At 63.5% G+C, this 21,413-nt stretch carries 16 protein-coding genes and 2 pseudogenes; 14 read left to right on the plus strand and 4 right to left on the minus strand.

The annotated features are described in order from the left end of the window. Window position 1: 1 nt before the first annotated feature. The 12 genes and pseudogenes from RE429_RS29480 (at window position 2) to RE429_RS29535 (ending at window position 13,962) form a co-directional block, all read left to right on the plus strand. Window positions 2-2,101 (plus strand): acetate--CoA ligase family protein, encoded by a 2,100-nt coding sequence (locus RE429_RS29480; protein WP_414476361.1) that lies wholly within the window; start codon window positions 2-4, stop codon window positions 2,099-2,101. A 47-nt stretch (window positions 2,102-2,148) separates the two neighbouring features. Then, window positions 2,149-2,886 carry an enoyl-CoA hydratase/isomerase family protein gene (locus RE429_RS29485; protein WP_414476362.1) on the plus strand — a complete coding sequence of 246 codons (738 nt, stop codon included), beginning with the start codon at window positions 2,149-2,151 and terminating at the stop codon, window positions 2,884-2,886. Between the two features lie 130 nt (window positions 2,887-3,016). Then, window positions 3,017-4,054, plus strand: a complete 1,038-nt coding sequence (locus RE429_RS29490; protein WP_414476364.1) for a histone deacetylase family protein — start codon at window positions 3,017-3,019, stop codon at window positions 4,052-4,054. Between the two features lie 33 nt (window positions 4,055-4,087). After that, on the plus strand, window positions 4,088-5,662 hold the full coding sequence (locus RE429_RS29495) for an ABC transporter substrate-binding protein (RefSeq protein WP_414476365.1): 1,575 nt from the start codon (window positions 4,088-4,090) through the stop codon (window positions 5,660-5,662). A gap of 63 nt (window positions 5,663-5,725) precedes the next feature. Beyond that, window positions 5,726-6,703 carry an ABC transporter permease gene (locus RE429_RS29500; protein ID WP_414476366.1) on the plus strand — a complete coding sequence of 326 codons (978 nt, stop codon included), beginning with the start codon at window positions 5,726-5,728 and terminating at the stop codon, window positions 6,701-6,703. Beyond that, window positions 6,700-7,539: an ABC transporter permease gene (locus RE429_RS29505; protein ID WP_414476367.1), complete on the plus strand. Its 840-nt coding sequence runs from the start codon at window positions 6,700-6,702 to the stop codon at window positions 7,537-7,539. The genes RE429_RS29500 and RE429_RS29505 overlap by 4 nt, the downstream gene beginning before the upstream one ends. Further along, on the plus strand, window positions 7,536-9,185 hold the full coding sequence (locus RE429_RS29510; RefSeq protein ID WP_414476368.1) for a dipeptide ABC transporter ATP-binding protein: 1,650 nt from the start codon (window positions 7,536-7,538) through the stop codon (window positions 9,183-9,185). Before RE429_RS29505 ends, RE429_RS29510 begins: the two co-directional genes overlap by 4 nt. A gap of 125 nt (window positions 9,186-9,310) precedes the next feature. After that, entirely contained in the window at window positions 9,311-11,605 is a 2,295-nt protein-coding gene (locus RE429_RS29515; protein ID WP_414476369.1) for a molybdopterin guanine dinucleotide-containing S/N-oxide reductase, read from the plus strand. Between the two features lie 242 nt (window positions 11,606-11,847). After that, a pseudogene (locus RE429_RS29520) lies at window positions 11,848-12,066 on the plus strand (IS110 family transposase); the annotation flags it as partial. Between the two features lie 106 nt (window positions 12,067-12,172). Then, window positions 12,173-13,109 (plus strand): annotated as a pseudogene (gene panC, locus RE429_RS29525) (pantoate--beta-alanine ligase). Further along, window positions 13,106-13,738, plus strand: a complete 633-nt coding sequence (locus RE429_RS29530) for a hypothetical protein (protein WP_414476370.1) — start codon at window positions 13,106-13,108, stop codon at window positions 13,736-13,738. Before panC ends, RE429_RS29530 begins: the two are co-directional and overlap by 4 nt. Continuing rightward, entirely contained in the window at window positions 13,735-13,962 is a 228-nt protein-coding gene (locus RE429_RS29535) for a hypothetical protein (protein ID WP_414476371.1), read from the plus strand. Before RE429_RS29530 ends, RE429_RS29535 begins: the two co-directional genes overlap by 4 nt. Window positions 13,963-14,738: 776 nt before the next feature. On the opposite strand, the gene nadC is transcribed toward RE429_RS29535, so the two are convergent. From nadC to RE429_RS29555, 4 genes are all read right to left on the minus strand, one after another. After that, entirely contained in the window at window positions 14,739-15,614 is an 876-nt protein-coding gene (gene nadC, locus RE429_RS29540) for a carboxylating nicotinate-nucleotide diphosphorylase (RefSeq protein WP_414476372.1), read from the minus strand. Further along, window positions 15,611-17,212, minus strand: coding sequence for an L-aspartate oxidase (locus RE429_RS29545; RefSeq protein ID WP_414476373.1), 1,602 nt, complete (start codon window positions 17,210-17,212; stop codon window positions 15,611-15,613). The genes nadC and RE429_RS29545 overlap by 4 nt, the downstream gene beginning before the upstream one ends. A gap of 9 nt (window positions 17,213-17,221) precedes the next feature. Next, window positions 17,222-18,220 carry a quinolinate synthase NadA gene (nadA, locus tag RE429_RS29550; RefSeq protein ID WP_414476374.1) on the minus strand — a complete coding sequence of 333 codons (999 nt, stop codon included), beginning with the start codon at window positions 18,218-18,220 and terminating at the stop codon, window positions 17,222-17,224. A gap of 158 nt (window positions 18,221-18,378) precedes the next feature. Then, the gene (locus tag RE429_RS29555) at window positions 18,379-19,368 is read right to left on the minus strand and encodes an NUDIX hydrolase (RefSeq protein ID WP_414476375.1); all 990 of its coding nucleotides are present in this window, start codon (window positions 19,366-19,368) and stop codon (window positions 18,379-18,381) included. Between the two features lie 631 nt (window positions 19,369-19,999). Between RE429_RS29555 and msuE the strand changes: the two genes are divergently transcribed. Together msuE and RE429_RS29565 are read left to right on the plus strand one after the other, a co-directional pair. Further along, window positions 20,000-20,608, plus strand: a complete 609-nt coding sequence (gene msuE, locus RE429_RS29560; protein WP_414476376.1) for an FMN reductase — start codon at window positions 20,000-20,002, stop codon at window positions 20,606-20,608. After that, the gene (locus RE429_RS29565) at window positions 20,605-21,411 is read left to right on the plus strand and encodes an ABC transporter permease subunit (RefSeq protein ID WP_414476377.1); all 807 of its coding nucleotides are present in this window, start codon (window positions 20,605-20,607) and stop codon (window positions 21,409-21,411) included. Before msuE ends, RE429_RS29565 begins: the two co-directional genes overlap by 4 nt. Window positions 21,412-21,413: the final 2 nt, after the last annotated feature.

Below are 21,413 nucleotides of genomic sequence, written 5' to 3' on the forward strand. Positions count from 1 at the left end.
AGTGATTCTGGCGCCGCAATCCGTTGCCGTCATAGGCGCATCGGAAGACCTGACCAAGTTCGGCGGGCGCATCTATAAGAATCTGGTCCATCACGGCTTCAAGGGCCAGATCTACCCGATCAATCCGAAGCGCGAGCAGTTGCTCGGCATCAAATGCTATCCGGCAATCGGCGCCACGCCGACGCCGCCCGACATGGCCGTGATGGCGGTGCCGCGTGATGCGGTCAAGGAAGCGGTCGCGGCCTGCGCCGCCGCTGGCACCAAGGCCGCGATCGTCATCACCTCCAAATTCTCCGACGCCGGACCCGAAGGCGCGGCACTCGAACGCGAGATGGTTTCCGTCGCCAATGCCGCGGGAATGCGCATCATCGGCCCGAACTGCCTTGGCATCATCAGCCCGGCCAACGATCTCGTGCTTTGCGCGTCACCGGCGCTTTTCGTCGATAGCATGCCGAAAGGCGACATAGGTTTCGTCAGCCAGAGCGGTGCGCTGATGGCGACGATTTTCGACCGCGCAATGGCGCGCGGCATCGGCTTTTCGCATTGCTTCTCCATCGGCAACCAGGCCGACATGGACATGTGCGACTTCGTCGACTACCTGATTGCCGACGAGCGCACGCATGTCATCTGCACCTATGTTGAAGGCATCAAGGATGCGCGCCGCTTCATGGAGACCGCGCGCCGGGCCTATGCCGCCGGCAAGCCCTGGCTTGCCGTAAAGGCGGGCCGTACGGAGTTCGGCGCGGCGGCCGCCTTCTCGCACACGGCAAGCCTTGCAGGCAGCTATGAGGCCTTCGCGGCGGCCTGCCGCGACTGCGGCGTGCTGACCATGGACGACCCGGACGCCATGATGCTGCTGGCTGCGTCGCTCGGGCGTTTCCCGAAGGCCCGGCCGAACAGCGTCGCCATCGTCACGACCTCCGGTGGCGGCGGCGCCATTGCCGCCGATCGGCTGACCGACCGCGCCATTCCGCTGGCTTCGTTCTCCGACGCGGCGAAGGCGGACCTCGCCGAGCACTATGCCGACAATGTCGCGGGCGCCAATCCGATCGATATGGGAACCGCCAAGCAGGGAGGGTCGATGGTCGTCGGCGGCGTGACGATCAAGACTGTCATCAAGGACACGGCCACCGACCTCATCCTATCGGCGATAACCACGGCTCCCGATGTGGAGCTGTTGTGCCGCAAACTCGACGAAGGAACCAAGGAGGCCGCCGCCGAGGGCTTCTCCAAGCCGCACATTCTCGTGCTGCAGCAGGGCCATTCGGCGGATGCCGCGCGCGCCTTCCTGCGCAGAGAGGGCATCGTCTACACCGACAGCCTGGACGATGCGATCCGCGCGATCGAAGCCTGGCGCAGGATGGCGGATGCGGCGCCGACGGAGCCGCCTGCGCGGCCCGCGGGCGTGCCGGACGATGCGCTGACGGCCGATCTCAAGGGCAGTGTCGGTGAAGCCGATACCAAGGCGATCCTTGCGGCGCATCGCATCTCCACCAATCGTGGCGAAGTCGTTTCCGGCCCCGAGCAGGCCGAAGCAATGGCCGCAAAGCTGGAAAAGCCCTTTGTCGTCAAGGTCGTTTCGCCCGATATTGTCCACAAATCGGATGTCGGCGGCGTAGTGCTCGGGCTTGAAACCCCGCAGGCGGTGGCAAGCGCCGTCAGCGCCATGGCCAGCTCCATCGCCAGGCTGAAGCCGGATGCCAAGATCGAGGGCTATCTCGTTCAGGAAATGCGTTCGGGCAAGGCCGAGCTGCTGATCGGCGCGCGCAACGACCCACAATTCGGACCGATGGTGATCGTCGGTGCCGGCGGCGTGCTGGTGGAATTGCTGAAGGACGTTTCGGTGGCACTCGCCCCGGTTTCGCCGGCCAAGGCACGGACGATGATCGAAAGCCTGCAGATCGCTAAGCTGATGCGTGGCTTCCGCGGCGGCGCCGTGCTGGATATCGAGGCCGCGGCGGACATCATCTCGCGGGTGAGCTGGATGGCCCACGATATCGGCCCGCGCTTCAAGGAGCTCGACATCAATCCGCTGCTGGTCGGCGAGGCCGGTAAGGGCTGCGTCGCGGTGGACGGCCGCATGTTGCTCGAGGATGACTGACGACACAGTGCGTCGCCGATAAAGACGAAATTCAAGGGAGAAATGGAATGTCCGCGCTCGAGGTCCGCAACGACGGCAAGACGACAATCTTCACGATCAATCGTCCCGAAAAGATGAACGCGATCAATGCCGAGGTCGCCAACGAGCTCCAGCGCCGCTTTGAGGAATTCGACCGGTCCGATCAGGCCGTCGCGATCATCACCGGCAGCGGTGACCGTGCCTTCTGCGCGGGTGCCGATGTGACCGACCTGCCTGAATTGTGGCGGTGCATCCCCACGATCGGCATCGTCACAGAAAAGCCGATCATCTGCGCCGTCCATGGCTGGTGCGTCGGCGGCGCGCTGGTGATGGCGGCGATGGCAGATCTGTGTGTCGTTTCCGAAGACGCGCGCTTCTCCTATCCCGAGGGCAAGGTCGGGCTCACCGGCGGCATGATCGCCACGCTTGCCGCGCGCATTCCCCACAAGCTGGCCATGGAGATCATGCTGCTTGGACGGCCCGTATCGGGACGGCGCGCCTATGAAATAGGCCTCGCCAACGAGGTTGTCGCGAACGGCAAGCATCTGGAGGCGGCGCTGGCGATGGCGCGCGAGCTTGAGGACATGGCGCCACTGGTGCTGAAGACGCTCAAGCGTTTTGTGGTCGAGCATACGCTGGTGCAGACGCCATCGGAGAAGCTTGGACGCTATGCCCGCGACCTCGGGGTCGTGCGCGCCAGCAGTGATCTCAAGGAAGGCGTCGCAGCCTTCAAGGAGAAGCGCAAGCCGGTTTTCACCGGACGTTGAGAGGCAACGGGCGCAGCGTAGAAACCACCCAAAAGCCGCAATGCGCGCTTGACGGGTCTTTGTGGACGTGGTCCACTGTTCCAAAATTTAATCTTGCATTCTAAATAATGGGACACAGAGGGAGGTTAGAGTGCGAGCCATATATTCCGAAACGCACAACCTGCACGCGCCATCGGAGATTGTCGTTCGGGGCAAGGTATCGCCGAATCTGGAAGTGCCCGGCCGCGTTGCCCATCTTCTCGACGCGCTCAAGGCCGGCGGCCACGAAATCGTGGCGCCGCGCGATTTCGGCATGGAGCCAATCCTGGCCATTCACGACCGGGCTTATGTGGAGTTCCTGCAAAGCGCCTATGAACGCTGGCACCAGGCCTTCCCCAAGGGCAAGGCCGGACCTTACGCCTGCGCTCATGCCTCGGCCAATCGCCATCGCGCAGCGCTGCCGGCCAGCATTCAGGGGCAGGTCGGCTATTATCTGTCGGGCGGCTCGGCACCGATCGACGCCGGCACCTTCGAGGCCTCGGTCGCCTCAGCGCATTGCGCGCTCGAGGCCGCGGCGCTGCTCGAAGAAGGGCATTACGACGCCTATGCGCTTTGCCGTCCTCCTGGCCATCATGCCTATGCCGACATGGCGGGTGGCTTCTGCTATCTCAACAATGCCGCCATCGCCGCCCAGGCGCTGCTTGCAAAGCACAAGCGCGTGGCGATCCTCGATTTCGACGTCCATCACGGCAACGGAACGCAGGACATCTTCTACGATCGCGACGACGTTCACTTTGTCTCGATCCATGCCGACCCGCATCAGGTCTTTCCCTTCTATGCCGGCTATGCCGACGAGAGGGGCGAAGGAGCCGGCGAGGGCTTCAACCTCAATCTGCCGGTCCTGGTCGGCTCCGCTGATCCCGTCTATCTCGAAGCCATCGAGGCCGGCGTGAAATCGGTCAAGGAATCGGGCGCGACAGCCCTTGTTGTGTCGGTCGGGTTCGACGCCTTCAAGGGTGATCCTTCGGCCGAGATGAATGTATCGACGCAGGGCTTCGCCGAGATCGGGCGCCTGCTTGGCTGCGCCAGCCTGCCGACGGCCCTCATCCAGGAAGGCGGCTATCTCGTCGCCGACCTCGGCCTCAATCTCGGTGCCTTCATGGATGGCTTCACGTCGGCGCGCAGATAAGTCCAAACACCGCAAAAGCCAGAGAGACACACGATGACCAAAGCGTCCTTGCTACTCGGATTGATACTGTCCGCCATTTCAGGCATCGTCCTGGCGCAGGAGCCGGAGCGCGGTGGCACTCTCAACATGGTGGTGCAACCCGAACCGCCCACGGTGATGCTCGGCCTCAACAAGCTCGGCCCGGTTTCCTTCGTGGGCAGCAAGATCTATGAGGGCCTGATCAGCCTAACGCCCGACATGAAGCCGCTGCCCGGCCTTGCCGAATCCTGGGAAATTTCCGAGGACGGCCTGAACTACACCTTCCATCTGCGCCAAGGCGTGAAATGGCATGACGGCAAGCCCTTCACCAGCGCCGACGTGGTCTATTCCTTCTCCACCTTCCTGCCGGAAGCCTTCGCGCGCACGCGCTCGGTCATGGCGCGGACCGAATCGATTACCGCACCGGACGACCACACGGTCGTCTTCAAGCTGAAGGCCCCCTATGCCGCCTTCATGATGATCTTCGAGGTAAGTGGCGGTACGATCGTTCCGGCCCATATCTATGAAGGCACGAAGATCTTCGAGAACCCCGCCAACGAAAAGCCGGTCGGAACCGGGCCGTTCCGCTTTGAGAAATGGGCCAAGGGCCGTTACATCCATCTCGTCCGCAACGATGACTATTGGGGCAAGGGGCTGCCCTATCTCGACGCGATCTATTTCCACATCATTCCCGACGCCAACAGCCGCGCCATCGCCTTCGAACAGGGCCAGGTTGATGTGCTGCGCGGCGGCGACGTCGAGAATTTCGAGGTGCGCCGTCTCGCCGAGACGCCGGGCGTCGCGGTGAGCGAGGCTGGCTGGGAGTTCTACGATCCGCTTGCGATCATCAACGTCAATCTCCACAAGCCGCCGCTCGACAATCTGAAGGTGCGCCAGGCAATCTCCTACGCGCTCGACCGGCAGTTCATGATCAACGCCATTTTTGGCGGCTTCGGCAAGCCCGCCTATGGTCCGATGACGGAGCGCACCCCCTTCTATGACGGATCGGTGCTCACCAACTATGCCTTCGATCTCGACAAGGCCAAGGCGCTGATGGCCGAATCCGGCCTGAAGCCGGACGCCAACGGCGTCTATGCGAGGCTGGACCTGATGCCGCTGCCCTACGGCGAAACCTGGCAGCGCCAAGCCGAGTATCTGCGCCAGCAGCTGAATGAAATCGGCATCGCCACCAATGTCGTGTCGGTCGACGTGCCGGGCTGGCAAGAACGCACCACGACCGGCAAATTCGATATCACCACCAACTTCATCTATCTGCTGGGTGATCCTGCGATGGGCGTGTCGCAGACCTATGTCTCCGACAACCGGAACCGGGGCACGGCCACGAATGTGGACGGCTATGTGAATCCGGAGATCGACAAGCTGTTCGCGGAAGGAGCGGCGGCGAACGATCCCGCTGCGCGGCAGAAGATCTATTCGGAGGCACAGAAGGTGATTTCCGCCGATGTGCCGGTGATTTGGTCGCACCAGATGTCGTTCCCGACCGTATACCGGTCCAAGCTCAAGAACCTCATCACCACAGGGCTTGGCCTGAACGCGAACTTCGCCGACGTCTGGATCGCGAAGGAGTAAAAGCCGAAGGGCTTGCGGCCCTGCCGCAAGCCTGTCCGACTTACCCATCCTCCAGGGGAACCCATGGCTCAGATACGTTTCCTACTGCTGCGCTTCATGAAGGCGATCTTCGTGTTGCTGGCGGTGACGATTTTCAGCTTCGCGCTCATTCGCGCGGCGCCCGGCGACCCGGCAATGATCATTGCCGGCGACCAGGGCGCAGTGGATGCGGAGTTCCTCGACAGTGTACGCACCCGTTACGGCCTGGACCGGCCGGTCTATGAGCAGCTCGCCCTCTATATAGGGCAGGTGGCGCGGCTCGATTTCGGGACCTCCTATCGGTTCAACCGGCCAGTGATAGAGCTGATCGCCGAACGCCTGCCGGCGACTCTGCTTTTGACCATGTCGGCCTTCGGTATCGCAGTGGCCGCGGGCGTCGGTCTTGGCGCATTTGCCGCGCGGCATGTCGGGAAATGGCAGGATGCGCTCATCACCATATTCGCGCTGCTGTTCTTTGCCCTGCCGCTGTTCTGGGTCGGCCTGATGGGTATTCTGGTGTTCTCGGTCTGGCTCGGCTGGCTTCCGGCCTTTGGCATGTCCACAGTCGGCGGAGCCCTGTCGCCATGGGGGCAGGCGATGGATGTCGCTCTCCATCTCGTGCTGCCCGCAATGACGCTGGCGCTGGTCTATCTAGCGACCTATACGCGCATGACCAGGGCTTCGGTCCTCGAAGTCATGAACCTCGATTTTGTCCGCACCGCCCGCGCCAAGGGCTTACCGGCAGGCCGAATATGGCGGCGGCATATCCTGAAGAACGCGATGCTGCCGATTATCACGCTGGCAAGCCTGCAAGCAGGCCACCTTGTCGGCGGAGCAGTGCTGACGGAAACCGTCTTCGCATGGCCCGGCATCGGCCGGCTGGCCTTCGACGCGCTGCTGCAGCGCGACTACAACCTGCTTCTAGCGATCTTCATCATCGCATCGGCCCTTGTCGTGCTCTTCAACTTCATCGCCGACATCCTCTATAGCCTTGCCGATCCCCGCATTGAGGTGACGACATGACGGATTTCCTCAAATCCTTCGCCGGGAGCCGTGCGGGCATGATCGGCGCGATCATGCTGCTGGCGCTCATCCTGATGGCGCTGTTTGCCGATCTGCTCTATCCGGGCAACCCGTGGCGCATGGCCGGCGCGCCGAACCTGCCTCCGCTGTCGCCTGGTTATCTATTCGGCACCGACCAGCTTGGCCGCGATCTTGCCGCTGGCATCGTGCATGGCGCACGCATGTCGCTCATTATCGGCTTCGTCTCCACCGTCGTATCGCTGGTGGTCGGTGTCATCGTCGGCGCGGTCTCCGGATATTTTTCCGGCTGGATCGACGACATGCTGATGCGTCTTACGGAATTCTTCCAGACTATCCCATCCTTCATGCTGGCCATCGTTCTGGTCGCGATCTTCTCGCCGTCGCTCGGCTCGATCGTTTCGGCGATCGCGATCGTCAGCTGGCCGCCAGTCGCGCGACTGGTGCGGGCGGAGTTCCTGTCCCTGCGCAGCCGCGATTTCGTGAAGGCGGCGCGCATCAGCGGCAGTTCGCATTTCAACATCATCTTCCACCAGATTCTGCCCAATGCCTTCTCGCCCGTCATCGTCATGGCCTCGCTGATGGTCGCGGCGGCGATCCTGATCGAATCCGGCCTTTCCTTCCTCGGGCTCGGAGATCGCAACTTCATCACTTGGGGCTTCATGATCGGCGCCGGCCGCACCATGATCCGTCATGCCTGGTGGCTGAGTGCCATTCCCGGCTTCGCGATCTTCACGACGGTGCTGGCCCTCAACCTTTTCGGGCAGGGCCTGAGCGACGTTCTCAACCCCAGACTATCGCGGAGAGTGCGGGCATGAACGCCAACGCGGATGTCATCGTCGAGATCCGCGATCTCGACATAGCCTTGCCGGCCGGTGCCGACCGGCCGCTAGCGGTCAGGAACCTGTCCGTCGAGCTGCGCCAGAACGAGATCCTGTGCGTCGTCGGCGAATCGGGCTCAGGCAAGTCGTTGCTCGCTGGTGCGATCATGGGACTGCTGCCGGCCGGCGTGCATGTCGCGGGCGGCTCGATCCGCTATGACGGCCACGAACTCTCGACGCTAGACGAGGCCGGCTTCCGCTCGATCCGGGGCCGGCGCATCGCCATGATCTTCCAGGAGCCAATGACGGCGCTCAATCCCGTGCTGACCGTGCATGAGCAGATCGACGAGGTGTTGCAAGCCCATGGCATGACAGAGAGGGCAAAGCGGCAGCAGCGCATTCTGGAATTGCTGGAGGCAACCGGCCTTCCTGATCCCGCCAGCTTGCAGCATGCTTATCCTTTCAGGCTCTCGGGCGGCCAGAGGCAGCGCGTCATGATCGCCATGGCGCTGGCCCTTCAGCCGGACGTGCTGATTGCGGACGAGCCCACCACTGCGCTCGACGTGACAACGCAGAAGCAGATCCTCGCGCTGTTGCGCGAGGTGCAGCAGCGCAGCAACCTGGCTGTCCTGTTCATCACGCATGATTTCGGCGTCGTCGCCGATATCGCTACCCGCGTGGCGGTGATGCAGCACGGCGAACTGGTTGAATATGGCGGCGCGCGCGACGTGCTTGACCGGCCGCAGCATCCCTACACGCAGCGGCTAATCGATGCCGTGCGCGGCCTCTCACGCGAGCCGCTGGCTCCGCACGAGGCCTCGACCGCGACGGTTCTCGACGTCGCCAATGCCACGAAGACCTATATCACGCGCGTGAGCCTGTTCTCCTCGCAGATGCGCGAAGTCCACGCCCTGAAGAATGTCAATTTGAAGCTCGAGCATGGCGAGACTGTCGGGCTGGTCGGAGAATCCGGTTCCGGAAAATCCACCCTCGGCCAGGTCGTGGTGCAATTGCTCAAGGCGGATGCCGGGGTGATCCGGTTCAACGGCGAAGATCTCTCGACCATGAATCGCAAGCGCTTCGCCGAGGTGAGGCCGCGCATCCAGATGATATTCCAGGACCCCTATGCCTCGCTCAATCCGCGCCACAAGATCGGAAGGGTGCTGACCGAAAGCCAGGTGTTGCACGGCGCGACGAAGCAAGAGGCGCTGAAGCGAGCCGAGAGGATGCTCGAAATGGTCAGTCTCGATCGCAGCGCATTGGGGCGCTTCCCACATGAATTCTCCGGTGGCCAGCGTCAGCGCATCGGCATTGCCCGCGCGCTCGTCATGGAGCCGCAGCTGATCGTCGCCGATGAGCCGGTGTCGGCACTGGATGTGTCGATCCAGGCGCAGGTGCTGGACCTGCTTCTCGAGCTTCGCCGCAAGCTCAAGCTGTCGATGCTGTTCATCACCCATGATTTGCGCGTGGCGGCGCAGCTCTGCGACCGCATCGCGGTAATGCGCAAGGGCGAGATTGTCGAGCTTGGCGCAAGCGAAAGCGTGCTGCGCAATCCGCAGCATGATTACACCAAGCTGCTGCTGCATTCCATGCCAGGGCATGACTGGCTCGCGGGAGCGGGCACCAAGGCAAGCGCGACTTAGGGCAATTTCAGGGAATCTGTCCGGAATTGCGTTGAAACGAGGGATCGGAGCGGCTCGACGATTCTGTCGCGGGACGGCCGCTCCAGGCCGGCTAGCCGGCGCAATTGACGGAGGATGTGGACCGCATGACAACCTATACGTCCGCCCATTGGGGCATCCGCGAAGTGTACGACGCCGGCGGAGGTGGGCTGCGGCTGGAGAATTTCGCCGGCGATCCCGATCCAACACCGATCGGCCTCGATCAGCATGGCGAGCGCGTCGAGGCGGTTCGTGTGCGTCACCCAGCGGTGCGGCGTAGCTGGCTGGAAAATGGCCCCGGCGCCGCGCCCGAGCTGCGCGGCAGCGATCCCTTCGTCGAGGTCGAGTGGGACGAGGCGCTCGACCTCGTCGCCGCCGAATTGCAGCGGGTGCGCGGGAAGCATGGCAATGAGGCAATATTCGGCGGATCCTATGGCTGGTCCAGCGCCGGCCGCTTCCATCACGCTCAGAGCCAGGTCCACCGGTTCCTGAACAGCGTCGGCGGCTATGTCCGGCATCTCAATTCCTACAGCCTCGGCGCAGCGCGCGTCATCATGGGCCGCATCATCGCGCCGATGGAAAGCCTGATGGCGAACCACACCTCATGGGATGTGGTCGCACAGAACACCCGCCTCTTCGTCGCGTTCGGCGGCGTGCCGTGGAAGAACGCACAGATATCGGCCGGCGGCATTGCCCGCCATCGCGTGCGGTCCGGGCTGAAATCGCTCGGCGAGGCCGGCATACGCGTGGTCAATATCGGGCCGGTCGGCGACAATCTTGAGGCCGAGGGCGTCGAGTGGATCAGGCTTCGTCCCAACACCGACACCGCATTGATGCTGGCCATCGCCTGGACGCTGGTGGACGAGGACCTGGCGGATCGCGCCTTCCTCGAGCGCTATTGCGTCGGCTTCGAGCGCTTCGAAGCCTATCTGATGGGCCGCAGCGACGGCCAGCCGCGCAATCCGCAATGGGCCGAGGCTATAACGGGCGTTCCCGCCGCGACCATCGCAGCGCTGGCCCGCGACATGGCCGCCACCCGCACCATGCTGAACATGGCATGGTCGCTGCAGCGCGCCTCGCATGGCGAGCAGCCCTGCTGGATGCTCGTAACGCTAGCGGCCATGCTCGGTCAGATCGGCCTGCCCGGCGGCGGCTTCGGCTTCGGCTATGGCGCCACCAATGCACTGGGCAGCGATGAGCGGTTGCTGTCCGGCCCGACCCTGCCGCAGGGCAGGAACCCAGTTTCCGCCTTCATTCCGGTCGCGCGTATCGCCGACATGCTGCTTGATCCGGGCGGCAGCTTCGCCTATGACGGAGCCGTGCACCGCTATCCCGACATTCGGCTGGTCTATTGGGCGGGCGGCAACCCCTACCACCACCATCAGGACCTGAACCGCTTCGTCAAGGCCTGGAACAAGCCGGAAACGATCGTCGTTCACGAGCAATACTGGACTGCGACCGCTAAACGGGCCGACATCGTCCTGCCGGCTACAATCAGCATGGAGCGCAACGATATCGGCTATTCGACGCGCGAAGGTCATCTCGTCGCCATGAAGCGGGTCAAGGCGCCGTTGGCGCAGGCCCGCGACGATTACGAGATTTTCGCCGCCCTTGCAGCGCGGCTCGACGCGCCGGACTATACCGAAGGCCTCTCATCTATGCAGTGGCTGCATCGTCTCTATGAGGAAAGCCGCGGCAAGATGGCGGCGCATGGTGTTGACCTGCCCGATTTCGAGACGTTCTGGAAAACCGACCTGATCGATCTTAGCGAGCACAGCCGTCCGGTCATCATGCTCGAGGATTTCAGGAACGATCCCGCGGCCAATCCGCTGGTGACGCCTTCCGGGCGGATCGAGATATTCTCCGAAACCATCGACGGTTTCGGGCTTGAGGATTGTCCCGGCCACGCCGTCTGGCGGGAGCCGCATGAATGGCTCGGGCAGTTGCAGCCCGGCGACAAGCGCCTACACCTGATCTCCGACCAGCCCCAGCGGCGGCTGCACAGCCAGCTCGATGCCGGCAGCTACAGCCTCGAAGGCAAGATCGCCGGTCGCGAGCCCGTCTATCTCAATCCGCAGGACGCCGCGGCACGCGGGATCGCGGATGGCGATGTCGTCGAACTCGCCAATGAGCGCGGACGCTGCTTGGCCGGCGCGATACTCAGCGACGACATCATGCCGGGCGTCGCCCGCCTGGCAACGGGCGCGTGGTACGATCCGGAACCCGAAACGGGCCTGGAAAAGCACGGCAACCCCAATGTGTTGACGCTGGACCTCGGCACGTCGAGCCTGGGGCAGGGAAGCGTGGCTCAGACGTGCCTGGTGGAGGTGAAGGGCCCGGTCTACGACGCGCCGCCGGTCACGGCCTTTGATCCGCCGGCCTTCGTCAGCCGCGGGTCATGACAAAAGGCATTCAACCGAACTTCGGCGGTTTAGTTTGAGATAATACAGGCAGGCAGACTCATAGTGGCATCGCCATGTCGGGTGGCGCCCGTTTGGCATTGTGATTAGTGATGGCGTTGGGCTTAGGGTGACGGGTGCTTGTAGGGATGGACAGATCCCTTATGGCAGCGGTGTGCCAGGATAAGGTCGTTGCAGATCTCAGAAACAGGGGACCGTCCATGGTCTAGATTGTTCGTATCGGAATGGATACATCAAAACACGTGTTCCAGCTGCATGGTGTGAGCGCCGCCGAGGAGCTGATCCGCCGCAAGAAGCGCCGGAGCCTGATCACCTTCTTTGGCAAGCTCCTACCTCCCGTGGTTGCACTCGAAGCCTGTGGTGCCTCGCACCACTTGGTACGCCTGCTGCAGGCGCTGGGTCATCACGTAAAGCTGATACTGGGCCAGAGGCGTGCGCCGTGGCGCCTTCCCGTCCGCAAGTGAGGCCTACGCCCTCCCGGCCGGTGTCCAGGCGGCGGTTGCCGCCTGGACACCGCATTCCTCCACGACCAGCGCATGAGATCCGCCGATGCAAACCTTCCGCACGATCAAATCCCTCGACCAGTGTCTGAAAGGCTACCGCGCCTTGGGCCTGCGGGTCGGCTTTGTGCCGACCATGGGCTTCCTGCATGAGGGCCATCGCGCACTCATCACCGATGAGCGTCGCCCGCTGTGACATCACTGTAGTGAGTATCTTCGTCAATCCGATCCAGTTCGGCCCCAACGAGGATCTCGACCACTATCCGCGTGCCCGGGAACGGGATCACGAGCTCTGCCGTAAGGCCGGGGCGGGCCTGCTCTTCGTGCCGGATTCCAGTGAGATCTACCCACCAGGTTTCGAGACGTACGTCGACCCAGGTCCGATTGCCGAGCCGCTGTGTGGCGCCGTCCAGCCCGGGCATTTCCGCGGGGTCGCCACCGTGGTTACCAAGCTGTTCAACATCGTGCAGCCGCATGTCGCCTTCTTCGGCCAAAAGGACTTCCAGCAATGCGCGGTGATCCGGCAGATGGTGCGCGACCTGAACTTAGCCGTCGAGATCGTCAGCGTGCCCACCGTGCGCGAGCCGGATGGCCTCGCCATGAGCAGCCGCAACAGCCACCTGAGCGCTGCCGATCGGCAGAGGGCCTGCTGCCTCAGCCGAGGCCTGCTGGCCGCTCAGGCCGCGTTCCGCAAGGGCGAGCGGGACAGCCGACGTCTGATCGAGCTTGCTCGGGCTCACATGACGGAGGTCGATCAGCTACAGTACCTGCACGTGGTCGATGCCACGGCGCTCGAGCCGGTCACAGGTTCGGTCGAGCGTCCCGCTGCCCTGTGCGTGGCCGCCTTTCTCGGCACAAACCGCCTGATCGACAACGTAATCCTGACCCCTCCGCCGATCGCCCTGTCCAACCACGAGCTCGAATTGGCCTCGCATGCGATCGGCCGGCAGGCCACGGCCGCCCCAACAGGGCCTCAATCGTCATGACAGCTCCATCAGGCGTCAATCTCCTCATCCGGGATCTCAGTGCCCGGCTAATTGCCGGGGCAACGGCGACGGAAACCCTCCTCGCCTGGTGCGAGGAACACGGCCTCGCAGAGGGGCCGATCACGGTCGAGCGTCAGCAGCAACTCGTGCTCTCAGCCGTGCCTTACGAGGTGAGGGCGGCTTTGGGTCCAGCCTCGAATGAGGCCGTTCACTATCGGCAGGTCCGGCTTGTGCGGGGCTCCGTTCCCCTAGCGGTCGCGGAGAACTGGTTTTTACCCGACCGCCTGACAGCCAACATGAACGAGGTCCTGAACCAGTCAACGATTCCGTTCGGGACCGTCATTGCGCCGCTTCGCCCGTCCCGGCGCACACTTATCGGACGCCCCCAGCCGTTGACCGTTGATCCTTCTGAGGATCCAGAGCGGCCCAGGGGCTCAACCGGCCAGCGGAGCCCCGAGATCATCCTGGAGCATGTCGCGGTCATTCTCGGCGGGTCCGGGACGGTCTTGGCGCTCGTCAAGGAGCACTATCTTGCCGACCTTATTGCGGTCGCGTCATCGCTGTGCTGCCGGGCATGCAAGGGACAGCCCGAAAAAGCAGCAGCGCGACCTGTGAGGCTTGAGCAGTGACATCCGAGCACGATCCGGCCTCTCAGGCTCTCCATGACCCTGACCTGATCGAGGAGGTGCAGTTCCTGGATCACCGGATCCGGTTTGGACCGACGCGATCCGCTTGGGTGTCCTTCGTGGCGCGGCAGGGACAACGTCCCACGATCGTGCTCGCAACCGATCGCGCGACCCTGATGGCCGAGGCGCGCAGGCTGATCAGGCGCCGAGTTGAAGAGGGAAGGTGAGGCGATCGGCAGTCATCTCCGCAGCGTTGTCCGTGATCGTGCAAGGAGCAAGAGCACCACATGGATTGTCGAGTTTCTGGGCAACAGTCCGTCGGCACGACGCCCATCGTTCATGGCAGGAGAGTTTAGAATGCTGGAGGAGGAGTGCCGGTGGTTGGGAGGCACTCCGACAGAAAGTCTCAGCGAGAGTGATGAACGAGTTGCAGTTCGCATCCAATGATGACAACGCGTTGAGATCAAGCGCTATTGAGCCGCCCGGAGAAACGCTGTCGTTTTGCGTTCTCTCTTGATCATACCATGCCTCGCGGTCAAGAACCTGCGGACCATGGTGGGTGGCAAGCGCCCGCAAACCTCATGCCATGAATGGTCGTGGGACTGGGAGCGATTGGAAGGAGACTTGCTGTCGTAAGATCCACGTCGGTCCAATTCCGGCCGCTGTCCCTGAAACGACAGTATGAGCTGTATGAGTGATCTCATGCAGCCAATGCAGCCCTTTCATGAGGCATGTTGCATTGCAAATAAGTCGGATGCGGCCGATATGAGCAGCGGCCGATTTCGACGAGGCACCGCTTTCTTCCTCCCGGCGCTGCCGTGTCGGCCGTTCCCTCTGGAAGGTTTTGACTGAATTGTCGGACCTCACCTTATGCCGAGCCTTTGGCCCGGCTTTTTTCCGTTCAGGCGCCTTTCTCCACGGCCTTTCGCAGTTTGCCAGTATGATTCTTAGGCTGATCTGAAGGCGGCCGTTGCTTACTGGTCTGAGGCCCCGCAACTTCGCTCTAGGCGACGTCGAGCCCTAAGTCGAGGATCGGTGCGCTGTGCGTGATCCAGCCCGTCGAGATCAGATCGACCCCTGTGCCGGCGATCGCGGGGGCCGTTGCAGCCGTGATCCGGCCTGAGGCTTCTGTGATGGCCCGTCGGTTCACCCGCCGCACAGCCTGTGACAGCATGTCTGGGTTCATGTTGTCGAGCAGGATCGCATCGGCTCCGAGTTCCAGCACCTCCTCCAGCTGCGCGAGGGTGTCGACCTCGATCTCGATCTTGACCAGATGCCCGATGGCTGCGCGGGCCCGCTCCAGCGCCGGCCGGATACCACCGGCGATGGCGATGTGGTTGTCCTTGATCAGAACGGCATCATCGAGCCCGAAGCGGTGGTTGGCGCCTCCGCCGGCCCGGACAGCATGCTTCTCGAGCGAGCGCAGTCCCGGTGTGGTCTTGCGCGTGCAGACAATCCGGGCATGGCCGTGAGGCCGAACGGCTTCAACGAGCGCCGCCGTCGCCGTTGCGATCCCCGACAGCTTGCAGAGCAGATTGAGAGCCACGCGCTCCGCCGCAAGAATGCTCCGGGCCGAACCCTCAACCCGGAGAACAGTCTCTCTTCGTTTCACGTGACTGCCGTCAGGCTGGTCAACGGTGACCACGACGGCAGGGTCAATCAGGGTGAACGCCGCCAGCGCTGCATCGACGCCCGCGACCACACCGGGCTCGCGCGCCACAATGGCCCCACGCAGTTTGGCATCTGCAGCAACGACGGCATTGGTCGTGATGTCGCCAGCGCGGCCTAGGTCCTCGAGCAGCGCCGCACGCACGATGGATTCTACCAGCAGGCGCGGGAGTGGGGCTAGAGCATTTTGTGTGGTGAGGATCGGTGTCATGCAACTCTCCTGACGGGTGCGGTTGTCTCATTGTCGATCTCCGCCGCGATGCGCAGCGCCTGATCGAGGGTCATCTCGGTATGCTGTTCCGGCATCAGCTGAGTATGGTCCAGCCGCTGATGAGCGCCCCGACTCTCGTTCCGCTTATACGCTGATACGGCGATCATCAGACTCACCAACGCAGCGTCGCGCTCACCTGTCGATTGCACCTCATGAACCAGCACACTGAAGTGACGAACAGCCTGCTGCAGCCCAGGCGCGTTCCGCAGCACACCAACCTGCCGATCCATGGCCGGCCGGATCTGCTGCCGGACTGGTGACGGATGATCCATCGGACCCGACTGGAGTGGCGACGTGAGAGGAGGTGAGGGCAGGGGGCCTGTGGATGGCTGGTGCACCAACCCTCTGATGTCGTCTGCGATCCAGGCCGCATAGGCCAATGCCTCCAACAGCGAGTTGCTCGCCAAGCGATTGGCGCCGTGCAGGCCCGTTGACGCAGCCTCACCGCACACCCAAAGCCCCTCAACCGAGCTGCGACCCCGCTCGTCCACTTTGATCCCGCCCATATGGTAATGCGCGGCCGGCCGCACCGGAATCTGCTCACGCACCGGATCGACGCCCGCGGCCCGGCACAGCGCCGTCACGCCGGGGAATTTCCTGGTGATGTGCTCACCGAGCACCTGTCGGGTGTCGAGGAAGACCCGCTCACCGGCACAGATCTGGGCAAAGATTGTTCGGGCCACCACATCCCGAGGCGCCAGTTCCGCGCCGGAGACCTCTTGCATGAAGCGCTCGCCGCTGCTGTTGACGAGGGTCGCTCCTTCGCCACGCAGGGCCTCGGTGGCGAGCGGCATCGGATCAAGGCCGGCCGCAATGGCCGTCGGGTGGAACTGAACGAACTCGAGATCGCGCAGGGCGGCTCCCGCCCGGGCCGCCAGCGCCAGTCCGCTGCCCAGCGCACCGAGAGGGTTGGTTGTGTGGGCGTAAAGACCGCCGATCCCGCCTGTTGCCAGGACCACCGCCTGGCCCCGGATCAGGAGAGGGTCACCGCCGCCTTCGGCTCCTGTCGGCAGGCAGGACACGCCGATCACCGCACCATTCGCGTCCAGCGCCAGGTCGGTGGCCCGATGGTTCTCCAGGATCTGGATCGAGGGCGCGGTCCTGACGGCCTGGATGAGGGCCTCGAGAGCACGGCGACCGGTTCGGTCTCCATCCGCGTGAACGATCCGGCGGCGCGAGTGCGCGGCTTCCAGCCCCAGGATCAGGTCATCACCCTGCGTGGTCCGATCGAAGGAGGTGCCTTGAGCGACCAGCCATGCGATGCAGGCGGGGGCAGCGGCGGCCACGCGGGCGGCCACCTCAGGATCACTGAGACCGGCCCCGGCCCGAACGGTGTCGGCCGCGTGCAGGGCCGGGCAGTCGTCGACTCCAAGAGCGGCCGCGATCCCGCCCTGTGCCAGAGGCGTGGACGCCTGCTGCCCCAGAGGCGAGGCCACCAGCAGGGTCACGGGCAGCGGCGCTAGATGCAGAGCGGTCGCCAGCCCGGCGATGCCGGCGCCCACGATCACGACAGGGTCTTGCGGATGGGTTGGTGTCATGATCGGCCCTCAACGCACGGCGAGCATGCGCTCAACCGCCCGCCGCGCCCGCCCGGCCACCGCCGGATCAATCCTGACCTCGTGCTGACGCCGTTCCAAGGCCCGCCGGATCTTGGGCAGGGTGATCCGTTTCATGTGCGGGCACAGGTTGCAGGGCCGCACGAACTCGACCTCCGGATACAGAGCCGCCACGTTGTCGCTCATCGAGCACTCGGTCACGAGGGCGACCCGGGCCGGGCGTTTCTCGCCGACAAACTCGGCCATCCCTGCCGTCGATCCGGCAAAGTCGGCGGCCGCTACCACCTCCGGCGGGGCTTCCGGGTGGGCCAGTACGACCACGTCCGGATAGCTCTCGCGCACCGCGCGGATATCCTCAGGCGTGAAGCGCTCGTGCACCTCGCAATGACCCGCCCAGGTGATGATCTCGATGCCGGGCACCTGGGCGGCGGTGTTCTGAGCCAGGAACTCGTCCGGCAGCATGATCACCCGGTTGACCCCAAGGGATTCAATCACCTTCTTGGCATTGCCTGAGGTGCAGCAGATATCCGATTCCGCCTTCACGGCCGCGGACGTGTTCACATAGGTGACCACAGGAACACCCGGGTGGCGCGCTCGCAGCCGGCGCACATCCTCGGCCGTGATCGACTCGGCGAGCGAGCAGCCGGCCTCGGCATCGGGGATCAGCACTGACTTGGTCGGATTGAGGAGTTTGGCGGTCTCGGCCATGAAGTGCACGCCCGCGAGCACGATCACAGCGGCGTCCGAATTCGCCGCCTCACGCGCTAGGGCCAGGCTGTCACCGACGATGTCGGCCACCGTGTGGAAGATCTCGGGCGTCTGATAGTTGTGGGCCAGGATGACGGCATTGTGCCGGCGCTTGAGGGCCAGAATCGCCTCGATGTCGCAGGCATGGATGGGCCATTCCATCGCCGGGACATGGTGCCGGACGCGGGCGTAGAGATCAGGCAGGGGCAGGGATGGGATCACCGTTGACGCGGCAGCGGACATGGCGGCCTACTATGCTCAGATCGAGCATTATTAGATCGCAGTAATGCTCACCATGAGCATTATTATGGGATAAGAAAACCGGCTGCGGAGCCGGCGAACGACTTATGCTAGACACGAGTATAACTGCGCGTCAACCCACAATCGGCTCTAGTAGAGGATCACCTCAAGCGGGGCAGACGCACGCCAGGGGCCGGCCGTTCGACCAGCACCTCGCGCCGGAAGCGCACGAGCCGGGCCGGGCGCCCGCCGGTCTCGGTTGTGATCTCGCCGGTTTCCTCGACCAGGCCCTGCATCTCGACGAGGCGGCGGAAGTTCTGCTTGTGCAGGCGCACGCCCGACAGGGCTTCGACCGTTCTCTGGAGATCGAGCAGGGTGAAGGAGGCGGGCATCAGCTCGAAGATCACGGGACGGTATTTGATCTTGCCACGCAGGCGGCCGATGGCGGTCGCCAGAATGCGCCGGTGGTCGAGCGCCATCGGCTGGCCGGGGGCGAGCCGCATCTTGGATGAGGAGGCAGGCTGCTGTGTATCGCGGAGGGCCTCGGGCACGAGACCAGCCTCAAAGAGCAATTCGTAGCGCTCCAACACCCGCTCGTCGGCCCAGGTTTCGGCCTCGAACCCGAAGGTGAGCTCAATGCGCTCCTCGCGAAACGAGCGGAGGGGCTTGCCCCCGGCCTTGGCCCAAGCCTTCAACCGCGGCTCAATGAGGTCGAGTGCCTTCGGGTGCCCATCACGCCAGTCCTCCCAGGGGAGGAACGAGTACCAGTTGCGCCAGGCCGCGTGAGCCAGTCCGGCGGGGCGGGCCTCCCGCACAAGCGCCAGATAAGCAATTGACAGAGAATGCCCCTTACCCTGGACATCAGCCTCTGCCCGGTCCCGGTCGCCGAAGGTGTAGAGCTGCTCGACATAGCCCAAGGTCAGCTGGGTCTGTTCGGCCACCCACTTTCGCAAGCCCACCTCCAAGGTGCGATGCTGCGACTGAAGGGGGCCGGAGGGCAGGGCATCAAGCCGCTGCGGATCGAAGTGGACGGTGAGCACCCGAGGTTCGTCCGGCGTGGCGGCCATGATGACGGCGCTGAGATCGACCGACAAATCAGGATCGGACTTGGAAGAAGACTTCGTTCGCCGGGGGGAGGGTGCAGACGCCATGGATACTCGATAAGGCACAAAGTGACGGATTCAACCAAATGCTCCAGTAACATATCAGCCGCGCTTTGCCCTACCAACCACCCGTATCAGGACTGGATCCCGCTTGCCCATTCCGGCTCAAGTGCGGTCTTGGACATGCTGCGGGCACGCCCATGTCGTGCGGTATAAAGAACAATCAATTCTTGGATCCGGCCAGGCCAGCGACAATCCAGGGCAGTTTCAGCCGTGAACAGTGAGTTTCTTCTCCTGATTGGCGTACAAATAGAGGTTTCTTGTCGTATCGTCCGTTCTAAAAAAAGAACGTTCTCGTTGACAGGCTGCGGTTTTGAGGCGACCCTTCCTGTCATCACAAGGCAGTGCTGACCCGGTCATTTCGCGATCACTCAGCATTCGCTCCTTACCCGGTCGTAGGGCAACCGCATCGCAAGCTTCATTGAAGGAAGGTTGAAGGCATGACGACGTCTTGCTCCAGGGTCATTGCGGCCCCAGAAGCCTCTTAGCTTCGCCTCACCCGTGCGCACGTGCTCTGAATGAGCGCAGGCCTCTTCAGGTCTCGCTCAACACTGCGCTTCTCCCGACCCTGATTGATCAACGCCGCGGGCTTTAAGCCGGCGGAAGGAGAATTTGCGTCATGAGTCTGCCTCACATTGTTGGCTTCTCCGGCAGCCCGCGTCGTCCCTCCAAGACCCGCAGGCTCGTCGAGACGGTCGCCGCCGAGGTGGCGAGCCACCATCAGGCGCGCCTTGACATCTTCGACCTGTCCGATGCCGGTCCGGGCCTGGGCGCTGCGCTGCAGCGCCAGGACTTGTCCCTTCCGGCCGCTCGCATCATCGATGCCATCGAGCAGGCCGACGCGCTGATTGTCGGCACACCGGTATACAAGGGTACCTATACCGGGCTGTTCAAGCATGCCTTCGATCTAGTTGATCCCCGGGCGTTGCTCGGCAAGCCGGTGCTGCTCACCGCCACCGGAGGGGGCCCGCGTCATGCTCTCGTCCTGGAACACGCCCTGAGGCCGCTCTTTGGCTTCTTCGAGGCTCTCACCATTCCGACAGCCGTCTACGCCAGTGATGCCGACTTTGTGGATGGACAGCTGGCCGAGGCTGGCGTGCTGGAGCGGGTGAGCATCGCCGCACGGCAGCTCGCAGGTCTGATCGGCACCGATACTTCCAAAGCCGGTACGGTCTCATCGCTGTCTTCGGCAAACCTTCAGATTGTTCGTCGAGGAGTAGCCCGATGAGCGCGGCTGTCGCCTTTACGACCGCACCGGGCACTGGCTCAGGCCGGTGGCTGCGCTATCGCAGGTATCTCCCTCCGCTTCTCATCGTCATTCTCTGGCAGGTGGCAGCCAGTAGCGGCCTTATTCCGACCCGCACACTCGCCTCCCCGGTGATGATCGCCGGTACCTTTGCCGAGCTGATCACCTCTGGCGAGTTGCCCCGGCACCTCCTGGTGTCGCTGGGCCGCGTGGCGACAGGGCTGGGCATCGGCGTCGTTGTGGGCACGACATTTGCCCTCATCGCAGGTCTCTCCCAACGCGGCGAAGACCTGCTCGACGCCACCCTGCAAATGTTGAGGACACTGCCCTTTCTGGCGCTCGTTCCTTTGTTCATCCTGTGGTTCGGCATCGGCGAGACACCGAAGATTGCGCTCGTGGCGCTGGGCACGATGTTTCCGATCTATCTCACGCTGTTTGCCGGCATCCGCAGCGTGGACGCCAAGCTGCTCGAGGCTGGGAGCACCCTGGGGCTGACCCGGCGCGAGCAGGTGTTCCACGTCGTGCTGCCCGGAGCCCTGCCGTCGGCCTTGGTTGGGCTTCGCTATGCGCTCGGTGTTGCCTGGCTCAGTCTTGTGGTGGCCGAACAGATCAACGCCGATTCCGGCATCGGCTTTCTGGTCATGACCGCCCGCGACTTCCTGCGCACCGACATCATTCTCGTCGGCCTGATCGTCTACGCCATGCTTGGACTGAGCGCTGATCAGATCGTCCGTGCTCTCGAGCGTCGGGTGCTCGCCTGGCGACCAAGCTTCCTGAAGGACTGACC

It is taken from the genome of Microvirga sp. M2, from assembly GCF_047497095.1.
Lineage (GTDB): Bacteria > Pseudomonadota > Alphaproteobacteria > Rhizobiales > Beijerinckiaceae > Microvirga.

Excerpts from the sequence above, each read along its gene's own strand:
- RE429_RS29485 (WP_414476362.1), top strand. The coding sequence starts at position 2,149 with ATGTCCGCGCTCGAGGTCCGCAACGACGGCAAGACGACAATCTTCACG.
- RE429_RS29495 (WP_414476365.1), top strand. The coding sequence starts at position 4,088 with ATGACCAAAGCGTCCTTGCTACTCGGATTGATACTGTCCGCCATTTCA.
- RE429_RS29500 (WP_414476366.1), top strand. The coding sequence starts at position 5,726 with ATGGCTCAGATACGTTTCCTACTGCTGCGCTTCATGAAGGCGATCTTC.
- RE429_RS29505 (WP_414476367.1), top strand. The coding sequence starts at position 6,700 with ATGACGGATTTCCTCAAATCCTTCGCCGGGAGCCGTGCGGGCATGATC.
- RE429_RS29510 (WP_414476368.1), top strand. The coding sequence starts at position 7,536 with ATGAACGCCAACGCGGATGTCATCGTCGAGATCCGCGATCTCGACATA.
- RE429_RS29515 (WP_414476369.1), top strand. The coding sequence starts at position 9,311 with ATGACAACCTATACGTCCGCCCATTGGGGCATCCGCGAAGTGTACGAC.
- RE429_RS29530 (WP_414476370.1), top strand. The coding sequence starts at position 13,106 with ATGACAGCTCCATCAGGCGTCAATCTCCTCATCCGGGATCTCAGTGCC.
- nadC (WP_414476372.1), bottom strand. The coding sequence starts at position 15,614 with ATGACACCGATCCTCACCACACAAAATGCTCTAGCCCCACTCCCGCGC.
- RE429_RS29545 (WP_414476373.1), bottom strand. The coding sequence starts at position 17,212 with ATGACACCAACCCATCCGCAAGACCCTGTCGTGATCGTGGGCGCCGGC.
- nadA (WP_414476374.1), bottom strand. The coding sequence starts at position 18,220 with ATGTCCGCTGCCGCGTCAACGGTGATCCCATCCCTGCCCCTGCCTGAT.
- RE429_RS29555 (WP_414476375.1), bottom strand. The coding sequence starts at position 19,368 with ATGGCGTCTGCACCCTCCCCCCGGCGAACGAAGTCTTCTTCCAAGTCC.
- msuE (WP_414476376.1), top strand. The coding sequence starts at position 20,000 with ATGAGTCTGCCTCACATTGTTGGCTTCTCCGGCAGCCCGCGTCGTCCC.
- RE429_RS29565 (WP_414476377.1), top strand. The coding sequence starts at position 20,605 with ATGAGCGCGGCTGTCGCCTTTACGACCGCACCGGGCACTGGCTCAGGC.